Genomic DNA, 15,521 nt, shown 5'->3' with positions numbered 1-15,521 from the left:
GTGGAGCGGTATGGTGGATGATGTCCAGATATCCTAAGCTCACTCGGTGGGCTTTGTTGCTTTGCCAGTTCAGCAAGACCTAGCTTAGCGGACGGTTGGGCCGGCGATGGGGTGGGCGTAAGCCATACCAACAACTCGTCGGCGGTCCGAGTCAACGGACAAGTTCAGCCTTCGACCGTCATGCTCAATCTATCTCGATCTATATTTCCGATCCACTATCCAAGATCCACCATGTTGGGGCGTCGAACTGGCATTCGGTTTGGTCCTCTTGAGCGCAAGGCCAGCCTCCAAGCGGCTTAGGTGGGTGTACAACCGCTCGACGGCCGCTCATGACGGCCAGTGCCATTGTGAGACCGTAAAATGAACGTGACTAAGGAGGTGGACTGGCGGTGGGAAGTGCCGACGAGCGTCGCTTCGAGGTGCTGCGCGCCATTATAGCCGACTTCGTCGCTACCAAGGAACCGATCGGGTCAAGGGCTTTGGTGGAGCGTCACAACTTAGGCGTGTCCAGCGCAACTATCCGCAACGATATGGCGGTGTTAGAGGCCGAAGGGTACATCACCCAGCCGCACACCAGCTCCGGGCGAGTGCCCACGGAGAAGGGCTACCGCGAGTTTGTCGATCGACTCGAAGACGTTAAGCCGCTATCAGCGGCCGAGCGGCGGACGATCCAAAGCTTCCTGGAGTCCGGTGTCGACCTCGACGACGTGCTGCGCCGCGCGGTGCGACTATTGGCTCAGCTGACCTGTCAGGTGGCCGTGGTTCAGTATCCGACCTTGTCGACGTCGACCGTTCGCCATCTGGAAGTGATCGCGCTGAGCCCGGCCAGGTTGCTGATGGTGGTTATCACTGAGTCCGGTCGGGTGGATCAGCGTATCGCTGAACTCGGTGATGTTATCGACGATTACCAGCTCTCCCAGCTACGTGAAATGCTCAGCCAGGCGATGGGAGGCAAGAAACTGCCGGCGGCCTCGGCCGCGGTGGCCGACCTCGTCGGACAGTTTCGGGGTACAGGCGGGCTGGCTAACGCCGTCGTCCGCTCGGCGAGTGTATTGCTGGAATCGCTAGTCGAGCATACCGAAGAACGCTTGTTGCTGGGTGGCACTGCCAACCTGACCCGTAACTCTGCGGACTTCGGTGGTTCACTGCGATCCATCTTAGAAGCGCTCGAAGAGCAGGTGGTGGTCTTGCGCCTGCTAGCCGCTCAGCAGGAGGCTGGCAAGGTGACTGTGCGTATTGGTCACGAAACGGCGGCTGAGCAGATAATGGGTACCTCGATGGTGTCCACCGCCTACGGCACCTCGGGTACTGTCTACGGCGGCATGGGTGTGCTGGGGCCTACTCGGATGGATTATCCGGGAACTATCGCCAGTGTCGCTGCGGTTGCTTTGTATATCGGCGAAGTTTTGGGTGCCCGGTGAAACACGCACCCGCTACGGAATCTATGGACAGCCGCTTAGAAGCGGCATAAGACGCTGCTAGGAGAGTTAGGCGTGGCACGCGATTATTACGGGCTGCTCGGCGTGAACAGGAATGCCAGCGATGCGGACATCAAGCGTGCCTATCGCAAGCTAGCGCGCGAACTGCATCCCGACATCAATCCCGATGAGGCTGCGCAGGCGAAATTCAAGGAAATCAGCATGGCTTACGAGGTGCTGAGCGACCCGGAGAAGCGTCGAATCGTCGATTTGGGCGGGGATCCAATGGAAAACGCCGCAGCATCTGCGTCAGGGTTCGGCGGCTTTGGTGGCTTAGGTGATGTATTCGAAGCCTTCTTCGGCGGAGGTTCGGCATCACGTGGTCCCATCGGTCGGGTGCGGCCGGGGTCGGACTCGTTGTTGCCGATGTGGCTCGACCTTGAAGAGTGCGCAACCGGTGTCACCAAGCAGGTCACCGTTGACACCGCGGTGCTATGCGACCGATGCCAGGGAAAGGGCACCAACGGCGATTCTGCGCCGATACCCTGCGACACGTGCGGTGGTCGTGGGGAGGTGCAGACCGTGCAGCGTTCACTGCTAGGTCAGATGGTGACGGCGCGGCCATGTCCCACCTGCCGGGGTGTTGGGGTCGTAATCCCCGACCCGTGCTGCCAATGCGTTGGCGACGGTAGGGTGCGCGCCCGTCGGGAGATCATCGTTAAGATCCCCGCCGGTGTTGGTGACGGGATGCGGGTCCGGCTCGCCGCCCAGGGGGAGGTTGGGCCCGGGGGAGGGCCAGCAGGCGACTTGTATGTCGAGGTCCACGAGCAGGCCCACGACATCTTTGTTCGCGACGGAGACGATCTGCACTGCACGGTTTCGGTGCCTATGGTCGACGCGGCGCTGGGCACCACGATCACCGTAGATGCCATCTTGGGTGGCATGAGTGAGATCGATATTTTGCCTGGGACGCAACCGGGTTCGGTCATCGAATTGCGCGGCCAAGGGATGCCCCACTTGCGTTCCAACACTCGGGGCAATTTGCATGTCCATGTCGAGGTGATGGTCCCCACTCGGCTGGACCAGCATGACACCGAACTGCTACGCGAACTGAAGAGTCGTCGCAGCCGTGACGTGGCCGAGGTTCGCTCGACGCATGCGGCCGGCGGCGGACTGTTCAGCCGTCTGCGCGAGACCTTTACCAGTCGTTAGCACGTTTAACAGTTGTAGGGGCTCCTACATTTGGTGAGTACATTGTTCTACGTCGACGCATTGCCCGATACCGGTGCGGTAGCTGTGGTGGGCGGCGACGAAGGGTTTCACGCGGTCACGGCGCGCCGGATCCGTCCCGGCGAGGAGCTGGTGCTTGGCGACGGCGCTGGCGGCCTTGCTCACTGCTTGGTCGAGCAGGCCGGGCGCGATGGGCTACGTGCTCGGGTGCTGGGGCACTGGACCGTCGCGCCGGGGCGACCGTCAGTGACTGTGGTGCAGGCGTTGCCCAAGGCTGAACGCTCAGAGTTGGCCATCGAAATGGCCACCGAGGCCGGTGCCGATGCGTTCGTGGCGTGGCAATCTGATCGTTGTGTGACCAGCTGGTACGGGGTCCGGGTGGACAAGGGTCTGCGCCGGTGGCGTGCGGTAGCCCGCGCGGCGGCCCGGCAGTCTCGCCGGGCGCACATCCCGTCGGTCGATGGGGTGCTGACCACTGTGGCACTGCTGCAGCGGATCCGGGATGAGATAGCCGCCGGTGCCGCGGTGCTGGCTTTGCACGAGTCGGCAACCGATCGGTTGGTCGACGTCTTTGTGGATGTCTCTGTAGCGCAAACAAATTCGCTTATTTTGGTGGTCGGTCCCGAAGGCGGTATCGCGCCAGACGAGATTGCCGCATTGACTAAGGCGGGCGCCGTCGCGGTCCGGCTCGGTCCCACCGTGCTGCGGACGTCGACCGCGGCTACGGTGGCATTGGGCGCATTGGGTGTGCTCACTTCCCGGTGGGATGCTTCATCGATCCTGTAACTCAAGTCACGCTTCGCCCACGTCGTTATGGTCTCACGACGTGCGAGTGCGAGGAGGGGGTTCAGGCGATGGCCAACAGTTGCGATCAGGGGTGTTTGCTGGTGCAGGTCAGGATCTGTGGTTTTACAGCGACGTACTGTCGGTCGCCAGCGCTGCCCAGATTCACCAGGTGCAGGATAAGGATTTTCCAGCGAATACGCTAATGAACAGCTGACCAACTAGGTCTCCAGGCGTAGACTAAAATTGTCGAGCAACCCGTGTTGACCCACCTTTTGACAGGCCAAGCAGGCAGGCATCGGTAACCACGTGACGCACCACGAGACCAGCGCTGTTGACGCATCATTGGCCTCTGTGCACGTTCGCAGCACCATCGATGTTCCGCCTGACCTCGTTGTGGGCTTGCTGGGTTCAGCAGACGAGAATTTGCGTGCCCTCGAACGTATGTTGAGCGCCGATCTGCATGTGCGTGGCAACACTGTTGCGTTTTCGGGCGAGCCAGCCGAGGTTGCGCTCGCCGAGCGGGCGATCTCCGAGTTGGTTGCCATCCTGGCCAGAGGTCAGCCGTTGACGCCGGAAGTGGTGCGCCACGGTGTGGCTATGCTGGTTGGTACCGGTAACGAGTCACCGGCTGAAGTCCTCACCTTGGCTATCTTGTCGCACCGCGGTAAGACGGTCCGACCTAAAACGCTGAATCAGAAGCGCTACGTGGACGCGATCGACGCGAACACTATCGTCTTCGGGATCGGTCCGGCCGGCACCGGGAAGACGTATCTGGCCATGGCCAAGGCGGTCAACGCGTTGCAGACCAAGCAGGTGACCCGGATCATTTTGACTCGTCCGGCAGTAGAAGCCGGTGAGCGCCTTGGCTTTTTGCCGGGCACCTTGAGCGAGAAGATAGATCCTTACCTACGGCCGCTGTATGATGCGTTGTATGACATGATGGACCCCGAGCTGATCCCGAAGCTGATGTCTTCCGGTGTCATCGAGGTAGCGTCGTTGGCGTACATGCGAGGTCGCACACTTAACGACGCGTTCATCGTCCTCGATGAGGCGCAGAACACCACCGCTGAGCAGATGAAGATGTTTCTTACCCGACTGGGTTTCGGATCGAAAGTTGTTGTCACCGGCGACGTCACTCAGATTGACCTGCCGGGCGGTGCCATGTCGGGTCTGCGCGCGGCGGTCGATATCCTGGAGAACATCGACGGCATACACGTTGCGGAGCTGACCAGTGTGGATGTGGTGCGACACCAGCTGGTGGCGGAGATTGTTGACGCCTATGCCAAATATGAGGAGCACGACTTGGGGATGAATCGGGCGGCTCGGCGGACGTCGGGTGCTCGCAATCGTCGATGATGGTGGCGTGAACAGTCCCGTGAGCATCTTATGAGTATTGAAGTATCTAACGAGTCAGGCTTCGACGTCTCTGAAGCGGAACTGGCCAGCGTCGCGCGGTTTGTCATCACCAAAATGGACGTCAACCCAGCAGCGGAGCTGTCGATGGTGCTACTGGACACCTCAGCGATGGCCGATTTACATATGCGCTGGATGGACCTGCCTGGGCCGACGGACGTAATGAGCTTCCCGATGGATGAATTCGAGCCGGGTGGTCGACCCGACGCCGCTGAGCCAGGGCCCTCCATGTTGGGTGACATTGTGTTGTGCCCAGAGTTCGCCGCGCAGCAGGCGGCCACAGCGGGCCACAGCCTCGGACATGAGTTAGCGCTGCTGACAATTCATGGTGTACTTCACCTGCTCGGCTACGACCACGGTGAGCCAGACGAGGAGAAGGAGATGTTCGCCCTGCAGGGCAGGTTACTGGAAGAGTGGGGGGCCGAACAGATACGGGCCTATCGGCATGACCGTCAGAGCGAGAAGGACTGTCGATTGCTAGACAAGTCAAGGTATTTCGACCAGCTATGACCGGAATGAATCAGTTGATCTGCGTGATCACGTTGATTGGACTGGGTGGACTGTTTGCTGCGATCGACGCTGCCATTAGCACCGTGTAGCTGACCCGGGTGCAGTAGTTAGTTCGCGACGAACGTCCAGGAGCGGGAAGGCTGTTCAAGGTGATGGCCGATCGGCCGCGCTACATCAACCTGGTGATGCTTTTGCGGATCGCGTGTGAAATTATCGATACCGTGCTGCTAGTAGTGTTCCTTTTATGGCAACTTTGGTCTGAGCTGGGCTGTGTTCGTTGCTGAGACTACCATGGTGGTGGTCAGCTTCGTGGTTATCGGCTTTGGCCCACACAGCCTAGGCCGCCAGAACGCATACTCGATTTCGTTGGCGACAACCCTTCTTTTGCAGGCGATCTCATGGCTGTTGATGCCGATCAGTCGGTTGTTGATGGTTGTCGGCAACGCGTTTACTCCGGGTTGCGGCTTGCGGAACGGGCCATTTGCTTCCGAGATTGAGCTCCGCGAAGTCGTCGATCTGGCGTAGCAACGTGGGATGGTTGCCGCCGACGAACGCCGGATGATCGAATCAGTCTTCGCATTGGGCGACACCCCAGCCCGTGAGGTGATGGTGCCGCGCACCGCGATGATTTGGATTGAAAGTGACAAGTCGGCCACTCAAGCGACAACTCTGGCCGTTTGTAGTGGTTATTCACGTATTCCGGTAATCGGTGAGAATGTCGACGACATTGTTGGGGTGGTTTACCTGAAAGATCTTGTTCAGCATACGTTCTTCTCTCCTGATCACGGTCGAGACACGGTTGTGTCGCAGGTGATGCGTCCGGCGGTGTTTGTTCTGGACTCCAAGCCGTTGGACACGTTACTGCGTGAAATGCAGCGTGACCGTAACCACATGGCTCTGTTGGTCGACGAGTACGGTGCGATAGCTGGCTTGGTCGGTATCGAAGATGTGCTGGAAGAAATCGTCGGCGAGATCGCCGACGAAGATGACCACGCTGAGACCGCTCCAGTAGAATGCTTGGTTAGAAAAAGTTTCCGGGTTTCAGCTCGGCTGCCGATCGAAGACGTCGGTGAGCCGTACGGCATGGAATTCGACTATGATCTCGACGTTGACACGGTAGGTGGCCTGCTGGTTCTGGACTTGGGCAGGGTACCGCCGCCCGGCGCCGAAGTGGTGTCGCATGGCTGAGCCGCTGGATGCTGAAGAAGCCAAGTTGGTGCTGCTGGTGTGGGCTGCGATGGCGCGCACTGAAGCCGGCAATGGTGCCGTGGTTCGTGACGTCGACGGTCGCACATATGCCGCTGCGCCAGTGACCTTGTCAAGGTTCGAGCCAACCAGTTTGCAGGCGGCAGTCGCCATGCCCAGTGTGTCGAAGCGGGTTGGAGGTCGGGGTGCTGGTGGTCAGTTCCGTGGACGAGCCCGGTATCGTCACGGTTCGTAAACTGTCCCCAACAGCAGTGGTAATCCTGATTGATGGAACCGGGAACGGGGTATGACGACGACTGTACACTTGGTGCAAAATTTGGCGGTAGTCCGGATCCGATTTCCCGGTTTTCGCCCGCAAACGGGCGGTACTCTTACCTCGCGGCGTTATACGGCGCGCATCGTCTCCGGTGGCTATGGCTGAATTCCGTTCAGGCTTCGTATGTTTGATCGGTCGGCCGAATACCGGCAAGTCGACACTGACCAACGCGCTGGTCGGCGCCAAGGTAGCGATCACTTCGATGAAGCCGCAGACTACCCGACACACCATTCGAGGGATCGTGCACAGGAAGGGTAACTTCCAGATCGTTCTGGTCGACACTCCCGGCCTGCATCGGCCGCACACGCTTTTGGGTAAGCGGCTTAACGACTTGGTGCGCGAAACCTATACAAAGGTGGACGTCATCGGACTGTGTATCCCGGCTGATGAGTCACCGGGTCCAGGGGATCGATGGATTGTTAACCAGATTCGGTCGGTCGCCTCGAAAACGACGCTCGTCGTTATCGTCACCAAGATTGACAAAGTGCCCAAAGACCGGCTGCCCGCACAAATGGTCGCTGTCAGTGACCTTGTCACCGAAGCAGCCGAGATCGTGCCGGTTTCGGCTGAGACGGGTGACCAGGTCGACGTGCTGATAGATGTGCTGGCTGCTGCTTTGCCTCCGGGTCCGGCGTATTACCCAGACGGTGAACTGACTGACGAGCCGGAAGAACTTTTGATGGCAGAGCTGATCCGCGAGGCCGCTTTGGAAGGAGTGCACGATGAGCTGCCACATTCGCTGGCGGTGGTGATTGACGAGGTCAACCCGCGGGCAGGTCGTGGCGACCTGATTGACGTGCACGCTGTGCTTTATGTTGAGCGGCCAAGTCAGAAGGGAATCGTCATTGGCAAGGGCGGTGCCCGGTTACGGGAGGTGGGTACCGCGGCACGGCGCCAGATCGAGAAGCTGTTAGGGAACAATATTTATCTCGACTTGCATGTCAATGTAGCCAAAAACTGGCAGCGCAACCCTAAACAACTTGACCGACTAGGGTTTTGAGTTAGCTCAATCTTGCGTGGAGCTCTGCGGCTTGACGGTGTTCCCCCATACCTCCGGCTGCTTGCTTGCCCAGCCGTACACCGATCGGCAACCCCTTTGGTGGTGCACTTTGTCAGCACATTGATCGACGACCAGCCCAGTACATTCCACGGCCATGTCACCGGACACGCGGTGATCCTGGCACGATCGGTGCTAAAAGAGTCCAATCGGTAGAAGGCTCGTGCCAGTTATGGTGGTTGCGCGGTGGTGGGCACCAGGACGACGTCGTCGATATCGAAGATCGAACCGACGCGACGCTGGTCAACGTCTTCGTGTTGGCGTGCGCTGCGCAGAATGACTTCCCCGAGTACATGGCCTGTGCGCGGATTGGTAACGGTGCGGCGGTCCAGACAACGCTGTAACCCAGCTGTTCCTGCCAGTCCACCAGGCCGGAGGTGGAACGGGCGAGAAAGTCCCACGACAACTGATGGCTGTGGTCTGGGTTGCCAGTTACTACGGTGTGGCCAAGCAACTCAAGTTGTTTGGCCACCCTGTGGGTAGCGGACAGAATCTCGGAGTGCAACTTGGCACGAAAAACATTGAAAGGTAACAAGTTTGACAGATCAATGTTGAGCGGACCAGGAGCGATGTCAAGGTAGTCTGATCCGTCACCGGGCATGGTTTGTGCAGACCGTCCTCAACGTTGCCGGATGCTTCTGTCGAGCACAAATGCCGTATCGGCCACTGTGCAGGCTAGCACGCCATTGACCGTGATGCCGTTGAATGCCTCCGGTAACGGCCAGGTGAAGATGCGATCGTGTTGCGGTTTGATACCCACCAGGTGCGTCCATGCTGCAGATATCCGGACGCGGCCGCTATCGGAGCCAATGGCGGCGGTGACTAGGGCCGCGGCCATCGCGGCCCTAGTCACCGCCGGACGATCTTCCTGGTGTCTGCCTAACGTAAACAGGAATTTCAAGTATATATTAAGTCCTGGGCCTATAGTGAATGGCCATTGACCGAGCTCACAGGTGTTGGTTTTGCCTAAGATGACTGCGTCAGCCGTCTTCAGGTGGCAAATGACTTCGGCGTCGTGGGTGGCGGGTTGCATATACCTTTCGGCACCCAAGTCATTTGGCGCTTCTGTCACGTCGACGTCATCCTGTATCGCGATCGGGGTGTCGAGCAACGGCGTCGTGTAGCTGGCGGCCCGTGCGGACTCGATGAGCACCACACGGAAAGCGTTCAACGTGGGCTTGCTGATCTCGATGGCCTCTAGGGAACGTTGCGCCAATTCTTGGGCAATAGCTGAGTGTGTGGCCAGTTGGTCAAGCAAGTCAGTTAGTGTGGGTAGGCGTTTCTTGCCGGATACATAAAGCGCCAACTATGGGTTACGAGACTATCGGCGCGGATACCCGAGATATCGCGGTGGGGTGCAAAACTGTTGTGATGCGGTTGTATCGGGACTGGGCGGTAGTGCTGCGCCAGCGCAAGCTCGGCGAAGCCGACCGGATTGTCACCTTGCTGACCCGCGATCACGGGCTGGTGCGTGCGGTGGCCAAAGGTGTGCGTCGCACTCGCAGTAAATTCGGCGCCCGACTGGAGCCGTTCGCGTATATCGATGCGCAACTGCACCTCGGCCGCAACCTTGATATCGTCACTCAGGTTGTCTCGATTGACGCGTTCGCCACCAAAATCGTTAGTGATTACGGCCGGTACACTTGCGGGTGCGCGATGCTGGAAACCGCCGAACGTCTCGCTGGTGAAGAACGGGCTCCCGCCCCGACTTTGCATCAGCTCACGGTGAGCGCGCTGCGCGCGGTGGCTGACGGAAACCGGCCTCGCGACCTGCTGTTGGATGCCTATCTGCTGCGTGCCATGGGGATCGCCGGCTGGGCTCCAGCGTTGAACGAGTGTGCCCGCTGTGCCGCACCCGGTCCGCATCGGGCGTTTCACATTGCCGCTGGGGGCAGTGTCTGTGTGCATTGCCGCCCGGCCGGTTCGATTACACCACCGCTGGGTGTGCTGGAACTGATGTCTGCGCTGCACGACGGCGATTGGGAAGCCGCCCAGCAGGCGCCGCAGTCCCACCGCAGCCACGTCAGCGGATTGGTGGCCGCACACCTGCAGTGGCATTTGGAACGGCAGCTGAAAACATTACCTCTGGTGGAACGAACATATCAGTCATACCAAGTCGATCGTTCCATAGCTGAACGGCGCGCAGCGCTGGTCCGGCAAGATATGGCCTGTGGTTAGGAACGAGCGCACGCTGAAGTCCACGGATTTTCCGCAGCTGCCCGCTGCACCTGACGACTACCCAACCTTTCCCGACAAGTCGACCTGGCCGGTCGTCTTCCCGGCGCTGCCGCCATCACCCGACGGCGGGCCGAGGCGTCCGCCCCAGCACACGTCGAAAGCCGTTGCTCCACGGCTCTCGGCCGCCCAGTTGCCGACTCATGTCGCCATCGTGATGGACGGCAATGGCCGTTGGGCCAACCAACGCGGACTGCACCGCACCGAGGGCCACAAGATGGGTGAAGCGGTGGTCATCGACGTTGCCTGCGGCGCTATCGAACTCGGGATCAAGTGGCTCAGTCTTTATGCTTTCTCTACCGAGAACTGGAAGCGGTCTGTCGAAGAGGTCCGTTTTTTGATGGGTTTTAACCGCGATGTAGTGCGACGGCGTCGGGAGAATCTCAAGGAGATGGGGGTCCGGATCCGGTGGGTAGGGTCGCGACCTCGCTTATGGCATAGCGTCATCAATGAATTGGCCATTGCGGAACACATGACGGCGGATAACGACGTCATCACCATCAATTATTGTGTCAATTACGGCGGTCGCACCGAAATCTCAGAAGCCACAAGAGAAATTGCTCGTCTGGCAGCTGCAGGCCGGCTCAATCCGGCGCGGATAACCGAGTCCACGATTACACGGCACCTGCAGTGGCCAGACATCCCCGATGTCGATCTCTTCGTGCGGACTTCGGGGGAGCAGAGGTCCAGCAATTTCATGTTGTGGCAGGCGGCATATACTGAATACATTTTCCAGGATAAGTTGTGGCCCGATTATGACCGCCGTGATTTGTGGGCGGCGTGTGAGGAATACGCGTCGCGCAGTCGACGTTTCGGGAGTGCATAGTGCTCTCTATTACAAGAGCGACTCGCATTGGTCCTCCGAGGCGTGTTACCCACCGAGGAGGAAACCGCCGGCGCGCTCAAGGTGCAGATTGACGGTACGTTCGCGTTGTTGCGGTGGCCCGTATCGTCTCCGACCTCGACATGGTGTCACTCATGTTCAAATATTGATGTGGGATTTGTCGCTGAACCAAGAGGATCAGTGACCGAGTGGCAAAGTATGCACGTGATACCAAATATTGGCGCGGTGACTCTGGTCGGGAAGGTCAGTTAATAGGCCGTGTAAAGCAACCCCGAAAAGCCTGGCCTCAAAACCGCGGATGTTATGTTGAGGTATAAAAATTCCTGGGGCCGTTTTCGGGAAATTATCGACGATCCCGTGTGCTGGTTCAAGTACCAATACACCGATGTACATCGAAACTAACGACTTGACGTGATATTGTTGGTTCCATCCGAGGGAGCTCAGTATTAAGGTGGTGGGATCCAGTTTCTCTAAAGCGGAATCGTAGGCACTGTCGTGTAAGGCTGCATACTCTGTCAGCGATGTGGCCAACTGATCGAGTGCCGCGCACGACACCGTAATTTGGATAACCAGCGACAGCCTGATCGATCGGGGTTATTTTGTCTGGTTCTAGGTCATCGGTCGTACCGCTATACGACATCCCACGAAACTATGTTCAGCCGCTGGCGAATGTGAAAAGTTATTTCCCAATGCCCGCCATGGACCGGGAGTATTTATGTTTCCCGTAGATGGCTGACGAAAGTCCGCCATTGTCTGTAGTGTGAGGTCGGCGAAGTTAGCAATGTGGATGACATCAACGACGCTGACGATCAACGATTTCACGTCACCACGTGAGTGACGTGGCTGTGGTCGGTTTGGCCGGCGCACTCGGGTGTGAACAAGCCAACATGACAATCGCAAGGCCACAGACGATGAAGGCCGATCTACCGTTAAAAGTGTTGTGGATCAACGACAGTGGCCTTTTAATCCCGTTCTCCGGAATGTTAACGGCCTAGTAACTTGAACCTGTTAGCTTCAGGTTATGCATGCTTTCTACGGACCGTTGTCCTCGATCGGCTGGGGCTTTGGCATTACGGTACGGGCATCGTCGCTAACAAATGCGGTTTCTCAACCGTATTGGGTAAGGGCGTCCGGATGCAATGCTGAACATAAGTTCAGACGATTAGGTCATCGGCGCAGGTGACCGGGCCCCAGCATGACTATGGAGGTCGGTGCCGGCGTCGTTAGCCGGTGACCTCGGCTAGCCTGGACTGCACTCACGCTCGAGTTTGGTCAATGTCGACCGATCGGCGAACTTCCCTGTCGGGATCGTCCTGTTGCTGCCCGTTGACCGAGTTGACGAGCTCCGTGGTCGGGGCGTTGTGGTCGATGTCGACCTCGTCGTAGAGAGTTCGTCGGCTTCGAGCAGCTGTCTTTAGCCGCACCTAGGAGTCGCACCACGACGTTGTGTGATATGGAATATGCTAGGTGTAGCATTGGCCGTAAGTACTTATCGTGGCTCTACGAATATGCAGGCTTGGTGAGCCAGGCCTTGACACTGAGCGAGGCAACGGGCTTGGCGATGTGCAAGGCTTCTTGGCCTCGGCTGCCAAGATGGATCCTATAGCTAATGGTCGCAGATCCATTGATTGCTGGATTGGACAACAAGCAGCGCGAGGTCGTGCTGGCTCCACGCGGACCTGTTTGCGTGCTTGCGGGCGCCGGAACGGGGAAGACCCGCACCATCACTCACCGCATTGCTCAACTTGTTGGTGCTGGTCAAGTCGCTGCTGGGCAGGTGCTGGCGGTGACATTCACCCAGCGTGCAGCGGGGGAGATGCGCTCCCGGTTGAGAACGCTTGGCACCTCCGCACAGGCTGTTTCGGATTGTGGCGTCGTGCAAGTCTTGACTTTTCACGCTGCCGCGCATCGCCAGTTGCGGTATTTCTGGCCTCGGGTGATCGGTAACATTGGCTGGCAGCTGTTGGACAGCAAGTTTGCCACTGTTGCGCGGGCGGCTCGTAGCGTTAGGCTGTACGCTGGCACTGATGATGTGTGTGGCCTGGCCAGCGAGATCGAATGGGCCAAGGCCTCGCTTATCGGGCCCGAAGAATACGTGACTGCCGTGTCCGCTGCCGGTAGAGCCACCCCGCTGGACGCCGCGCAAATCGCGGGCGTCTACGCCGCCTACGAAGCCCTCAAGACCCACGGCAATGGCGTCCTAGGCGGCATACTGCTCGACTTTGATGACTTGCTGCTGCACACCGCCGCCGCGATCGAGAACGACGCAGCGGTAGCCGAGGAGTTCCGGGACCGTTATCGCTGTTTTGTAGTCGATGAGTACCAAGACGTCACCCCGCTACAGCAACGGGTGCTCTCGGCCTGGTTGGGTGATCGAGATGATCTGACTGTGGTTGGCGACGCCAACCAGACCATCTACTCGTTTACTGGGGCCTCACCTTGCTTCCTGCTTGACTTTTCCCGACGGTTTCCCGATGCCACGGTGGTGCGCCTGGAGCGCGACTACCGGTCTACTCCACAGGTGGTGTCGCTTGCAAATCAGGTGATCGCAGCGGCTCATGGCCGGGCTGCGGTCAGCAAATTTCATCTGTCCGGCCAGCGTGAGCCGGGTCCGGCCGCGTCGTTTCACGAGTATTCCGATGAGCCTGCTGAGGCTGCTGCCGTGGCAATATCAATTGTTCGACTTATCGAATCCGGCACTTCGCCATCCGAGATCGCGGTGCTTTACCGGGTCAATGCGCAGTCCGAGGCGTACGAGGAGGCGTTGACTGAGGCGGGGATTGCCTATCAGGTCCACGGCGGCGAGGGATTTTTCAACCGCCAGGAGATCAAACAGGCGCTGCTAGCCCTGCAGCGCAGTTCGGAGCACAGCTCCCAAACAGGCCCGAACGGCCCATTGTCGGACGTGGTCCGCGGTGTTCTGGAGCCATTGGGGCTAACGGCTAAGCAGCCGGTCGGCAGCCGAGCCCGGGATCGCTGGGAAGCGTTGACTGCACTGGCTGAATTGGCCGACGACGAAGTGGCGCAGCGTCCGTGGCTGGATCTTCCGGGGTTGCTGGCCAAGCTTCGGTTGCGGGCTGATGCCTGGCACCCACCGGTGGTACAGGGCGTCACGTTGGCCTCATTGCATGCCGCCAAAGGACTTGAGTGGGATGCGGTGTTCCTAGTCGGATTGGTCGACGGAACATTACCCATCTCGCGCGCGTTGGAGCATGGTGCCGACAGCGAGCTTGTCGAGGAGGAGCGTCGACTGCTTTATGTTGGAATCACCAGGGCCCGAGTATATTTGACACTTAGCTGGGCGTTATCGCGAACTCCGGGTGGATATCAGAGTCGCAAGCCATCGCGGTTCCTCAACGGCATCGCGCCACAGATGCGTCGAAATCCTGCGTCGAGCAGACCCCGGCGTAATCGGACCGCTACGTTGCGCTGCCGTATCTGCAACAGCGGCTTGACCACGTCCGCTGCCGTCATGCTGCAGCGGTGTGAAACATGTGCCGCAGACGTTGACGAAGAATTGTTGCTGCAGCTCAAAGCGTGGCGGCTTAGCACTGCCAAGGAACAGAATGTGCCTGCTTACGTCGTCTTAACCGACAACGCGTTGATCGCGATTGCCGAGTTGCTGCCTGCCGATGAGGCCGCGTTGATCGCTGTCCCGGGTATCGGCGTACGCAAACTTGAGCAATACGGGTCGGACGTGCTGCAGTTAGTTCGTGGCCGTCCCGGCGCGGCTAGGACGCAGACCTGATAGACCGTACCTAGGTTAACTGATAGCAGAGAAACGCACAGGTAAGAAAATCAGTTGCAACTGCCGGCTGCTACCGTTGCACGCAAATCCGCACTTTGCTGGCTGGCGCTTATGGCTGCTGAAGTCAGGTTTACAGGCAGGAGAAACGGAGAAGAGGGCGGCCACGATGATTGAATATACAACAACATGTTTGGTGCGGGTGTGGTTGCAGCTGTGCTGACTGCGGGAACCCTTATGCCGCCACATCGGCGGCGGGTTAGTACCGCTTCGCCGAGACAATAATCGTCCGCGGATCGCGGGCTATACCGAATTACATATGATAGACATCATAGTCAGCTAGTCAACCTGATTTTCTCCAGATGGCCACGGACCAGAAATCACTAGGATCCGTGGTCACAGTTCTTCGGGGCAAATAACCCCCAACATGGTACGGATCCTTGAAGAAAGACAGCCACCAAACCAGGAAGCAGGTGAAAAGGACATGTATCCCTAAACAGACGCTGCCAGCGTTGCCCTGCCATGTCGACAACCCCGACGTATGGCTCGCTGAGACCCCAGCAGACCTGGAGTGCGCCAAAACGTTCTGCGCGAGTTGCCCGATCCGCTGCCAGTGCCTGACGGCAGCCGCTGGAGTGGACCGAACATTGGGGTGTGTGGTGCGGTGAAATCTTTGATCGAGGCTTGATCGTGAATCGCAAGCATCCTTGTTGATGACGGTGCAGGAATGTCGTCGTTGTTTAGAGACATTAGGTCACGAA

At 58.7% G+C, this 15,521-nt stretch carries 12 protein-coding genes and 4 pseudogenes; 14 read left to right on the top strand and 2 right to left on the bottom strand.

Annotation, left to right across the window (positions count from 1 at the left end):
* The first annotated feature begins 389 nt into the window (after positions 1–389).
* The 9 genes and pseudogenes from hrcA to MLPF_RS17675 all read left to right on the top strand — a co-directional run bounded on the left by hrcA (position 390) and on the right by MLPF_RS17675 (position 8,280).
* The gene (gene hrcA, locus MLPF_RS10390) at positions 390–1,421 is read left to right on the top strand and encodes a heat-inducible transcriptional repressor HrcA (protein WP_045842613.1); all 1,032 of its coding nucleotides are present in this window, start codon (positions 390–392) and stop codon (positions 1,419–1,421) included.
* Positions 1,422–1,493: 72 nt separating this feature from the next.
* A complete protein-coding gene (gene dnaJ / locus MLPF_RS10385) occupies positions 1,494–2,630 on the top strand; it encodes a molecular chaperone DnaJ (RefSeq protein ID WP_045842614.1) in 1,137 nt (378 codons plus the stop codon).
* A 30-nt stretch (positions 2,631–2,660) separates the two neighbouring features.
* Positions 2,661–3,434, top strand: a complete 774-nt coding sequence (locus MLPF_RS10380; RefSeq protein WP_045842615.1) for a 16S rRNA (uracil(1498)-N(3))-methyltransferase — start codon at positions 2,661–2,663, stop codon at positions 3,432–3,434.
* Positions 3,435–3,740: 306 nt separating this feature from the next.
* A complete protein-coding gene (locus MLPF_RS10375; RefSeq protein ID WP_045842616.1) occupies positions 3,741–4,790 on the top strand; it encodes a PhoH family protein in 1,050 nt (349 codons plus the stop codon).
* Between the two features lie 30 nt (positions 4,791–4,820).
* A complete protein-coding gene (ybeY, locus tag MLPF_RS10370; protein WP_045842617.1) occupies positions 4,821–5,357 on the top strand; it encodes an rRNA maturation RNase YbeY in 537 nt (178 codons plus the stop codon).
* Positions 5,354–6,542: pseudogene (locus MLPF_RS10365) on the top strand (hemolysin family protein); the annotation flags it as partial. The gene ybeY and the pseudogene MLPF_RS10365, both read left to right, overlap by 4 nt.
* Positions 6,538–6,853: pseudogene (locus MLPF_RS10360) on the top strand (cytidine deaminase). The pseudogenes MLPF_RS10365 and MLPF_RS10360, both read left to right, overlap by 5 nt.
* Before the next feature lie 123 nt (positions 6,854–6,976).
* Positions 6,977–7,879 carry a GTPase Era gene (gene era / locus MLPF_RS10355; RefSeq protein ID WP_045842618.1) on the top strand — a complete coding sequence of 301 codons (903 nt, stop codon included), beginning with the start codon at positions 6,977–6,979 and terminating at the stop codon, positions 7,877–7,879.
* 236 nt (positions 7,880–8,115) lie between these two features.
* A complete protein-coding gene (locus MLPF_RS17675) occupies positions 8,116–8,280 on the top strand; it encodes a hypothetical protein (protein WP_427901936.1) in 165 nt (54 codons plus the stop codon).
* 275 nt (positions 8,281–8,555) lie between these two features.
* Here MLPF_RS17675 and MLPF_RS17670 read toward each other — a convergent pair whose 3' ends face one another.
* On the bottom strand, positions 8,556–9,242 hold the full coding sequence (locus MLPF_RS17670; RefSeq protein ID WP_420329579.1) for an amidase family protein: 687 nt from the start codon (positions 9,240–9,242) through the stop codon (positions 8,556–8,558).
* 65 nt (positions 9,243–9,307) lie between these two features.
* On the opposite strand from MLPF_RS17670, the gene recO reads away from it, so the two are divergent.
* On the top strand, positions 9,308–10,114 hold the full coding sequence (recO, locus tag MLPF_RS10345) for a DNA repair protein RecO (protein ID WP_045842639.1): 807 nt from the start codon (positions 9,308–9,310) through the stop codon (positions 10,112–10,114).
* Positions 10,107–10,997 (top strand): decaprenyl diphosphate synthase, encoded by an 891-nt coding sequence (locus tag MLPF_RS10340; protein ID WP_045842619.1) that lies wholly within the window; start codon positions 10,107–10,109, stop codon positions 10,995–10,997. Before recO ends, MLPF_RS10340 begins: the two co-directional genes overlap by 8 nt.
* Before the next feature lie 1,274 nt (positions 10,998–12,271).
* On the opposite strand, the gene MLPF_RS10335 is transcribed toward MLPF_RS10340, so the two are convergent.
* Entirely contained in the window at positions 12,272–12,439 is a 168-nt protein-coding gene (locus tag MLPF_RS10335; RefSeq protein WP_272946075.1) for a hypothetical protein, read from the bottom strand.
* A 185-nt stretch (positions 12,440–12,624) separates the two neighbouring features.
* Here MLPF_RS10335 and MLPF_RS10330 point away from each other — a divergent pair, with 185 nt between their 5' ends.
* From MLPF_RS10330 to MLPF_RS10320, 3 genes and pseudogenes are all read left to right on the top strand, one after another.
* The gene (locus MLPF_RS10330; protein ID WP_045842620.1) at positions 12,625–14,763 is read left to right on the top strand and encodes an ATP-dependent DNA helicase UvrD2; all 2,139 of its coding nucleotides are present in this window, start codon (positions 12,625–12,627) and stop codon (positions 14,761–14,763) included.
* 186 nt (positions 14,764–14,949) lie between these two features.
* Positions 14,950–15,248 (top strand): annotated as a pseudogene (locus MLPF_RS10325) (hypothetical protein); the annotation flags it as partial.
* Positions 15,234–15,474: pseudogene (locus tag MLPF_RS10320) on the top strand (WhiB family transcriptional regulator). The pseudogenes MLPF_RS10325 and MLPF_RS10320, both read left to right, overlap by 15 nt.
* Positions 15,475–15,521 lie beyond the last annotated feature (47 nt).

Origin of the sequence: Mycobacterium lepromatosis (genome assembly GCF_000975265.2) — a bacterium.
Taxonomy (GTDB): domain Bacteria; phylum Actinomycetota; class Actinomycetes; order Mycobacteriales; family Mycobacteriaceae; genus Mycobacterium; species Mycobacterium lepromatosis.
The sequence above is the reverse complement of the archived record's forward strand: the minus strand, read 5'-3'. Positions and strand labels throughout refer to the sequence as shown.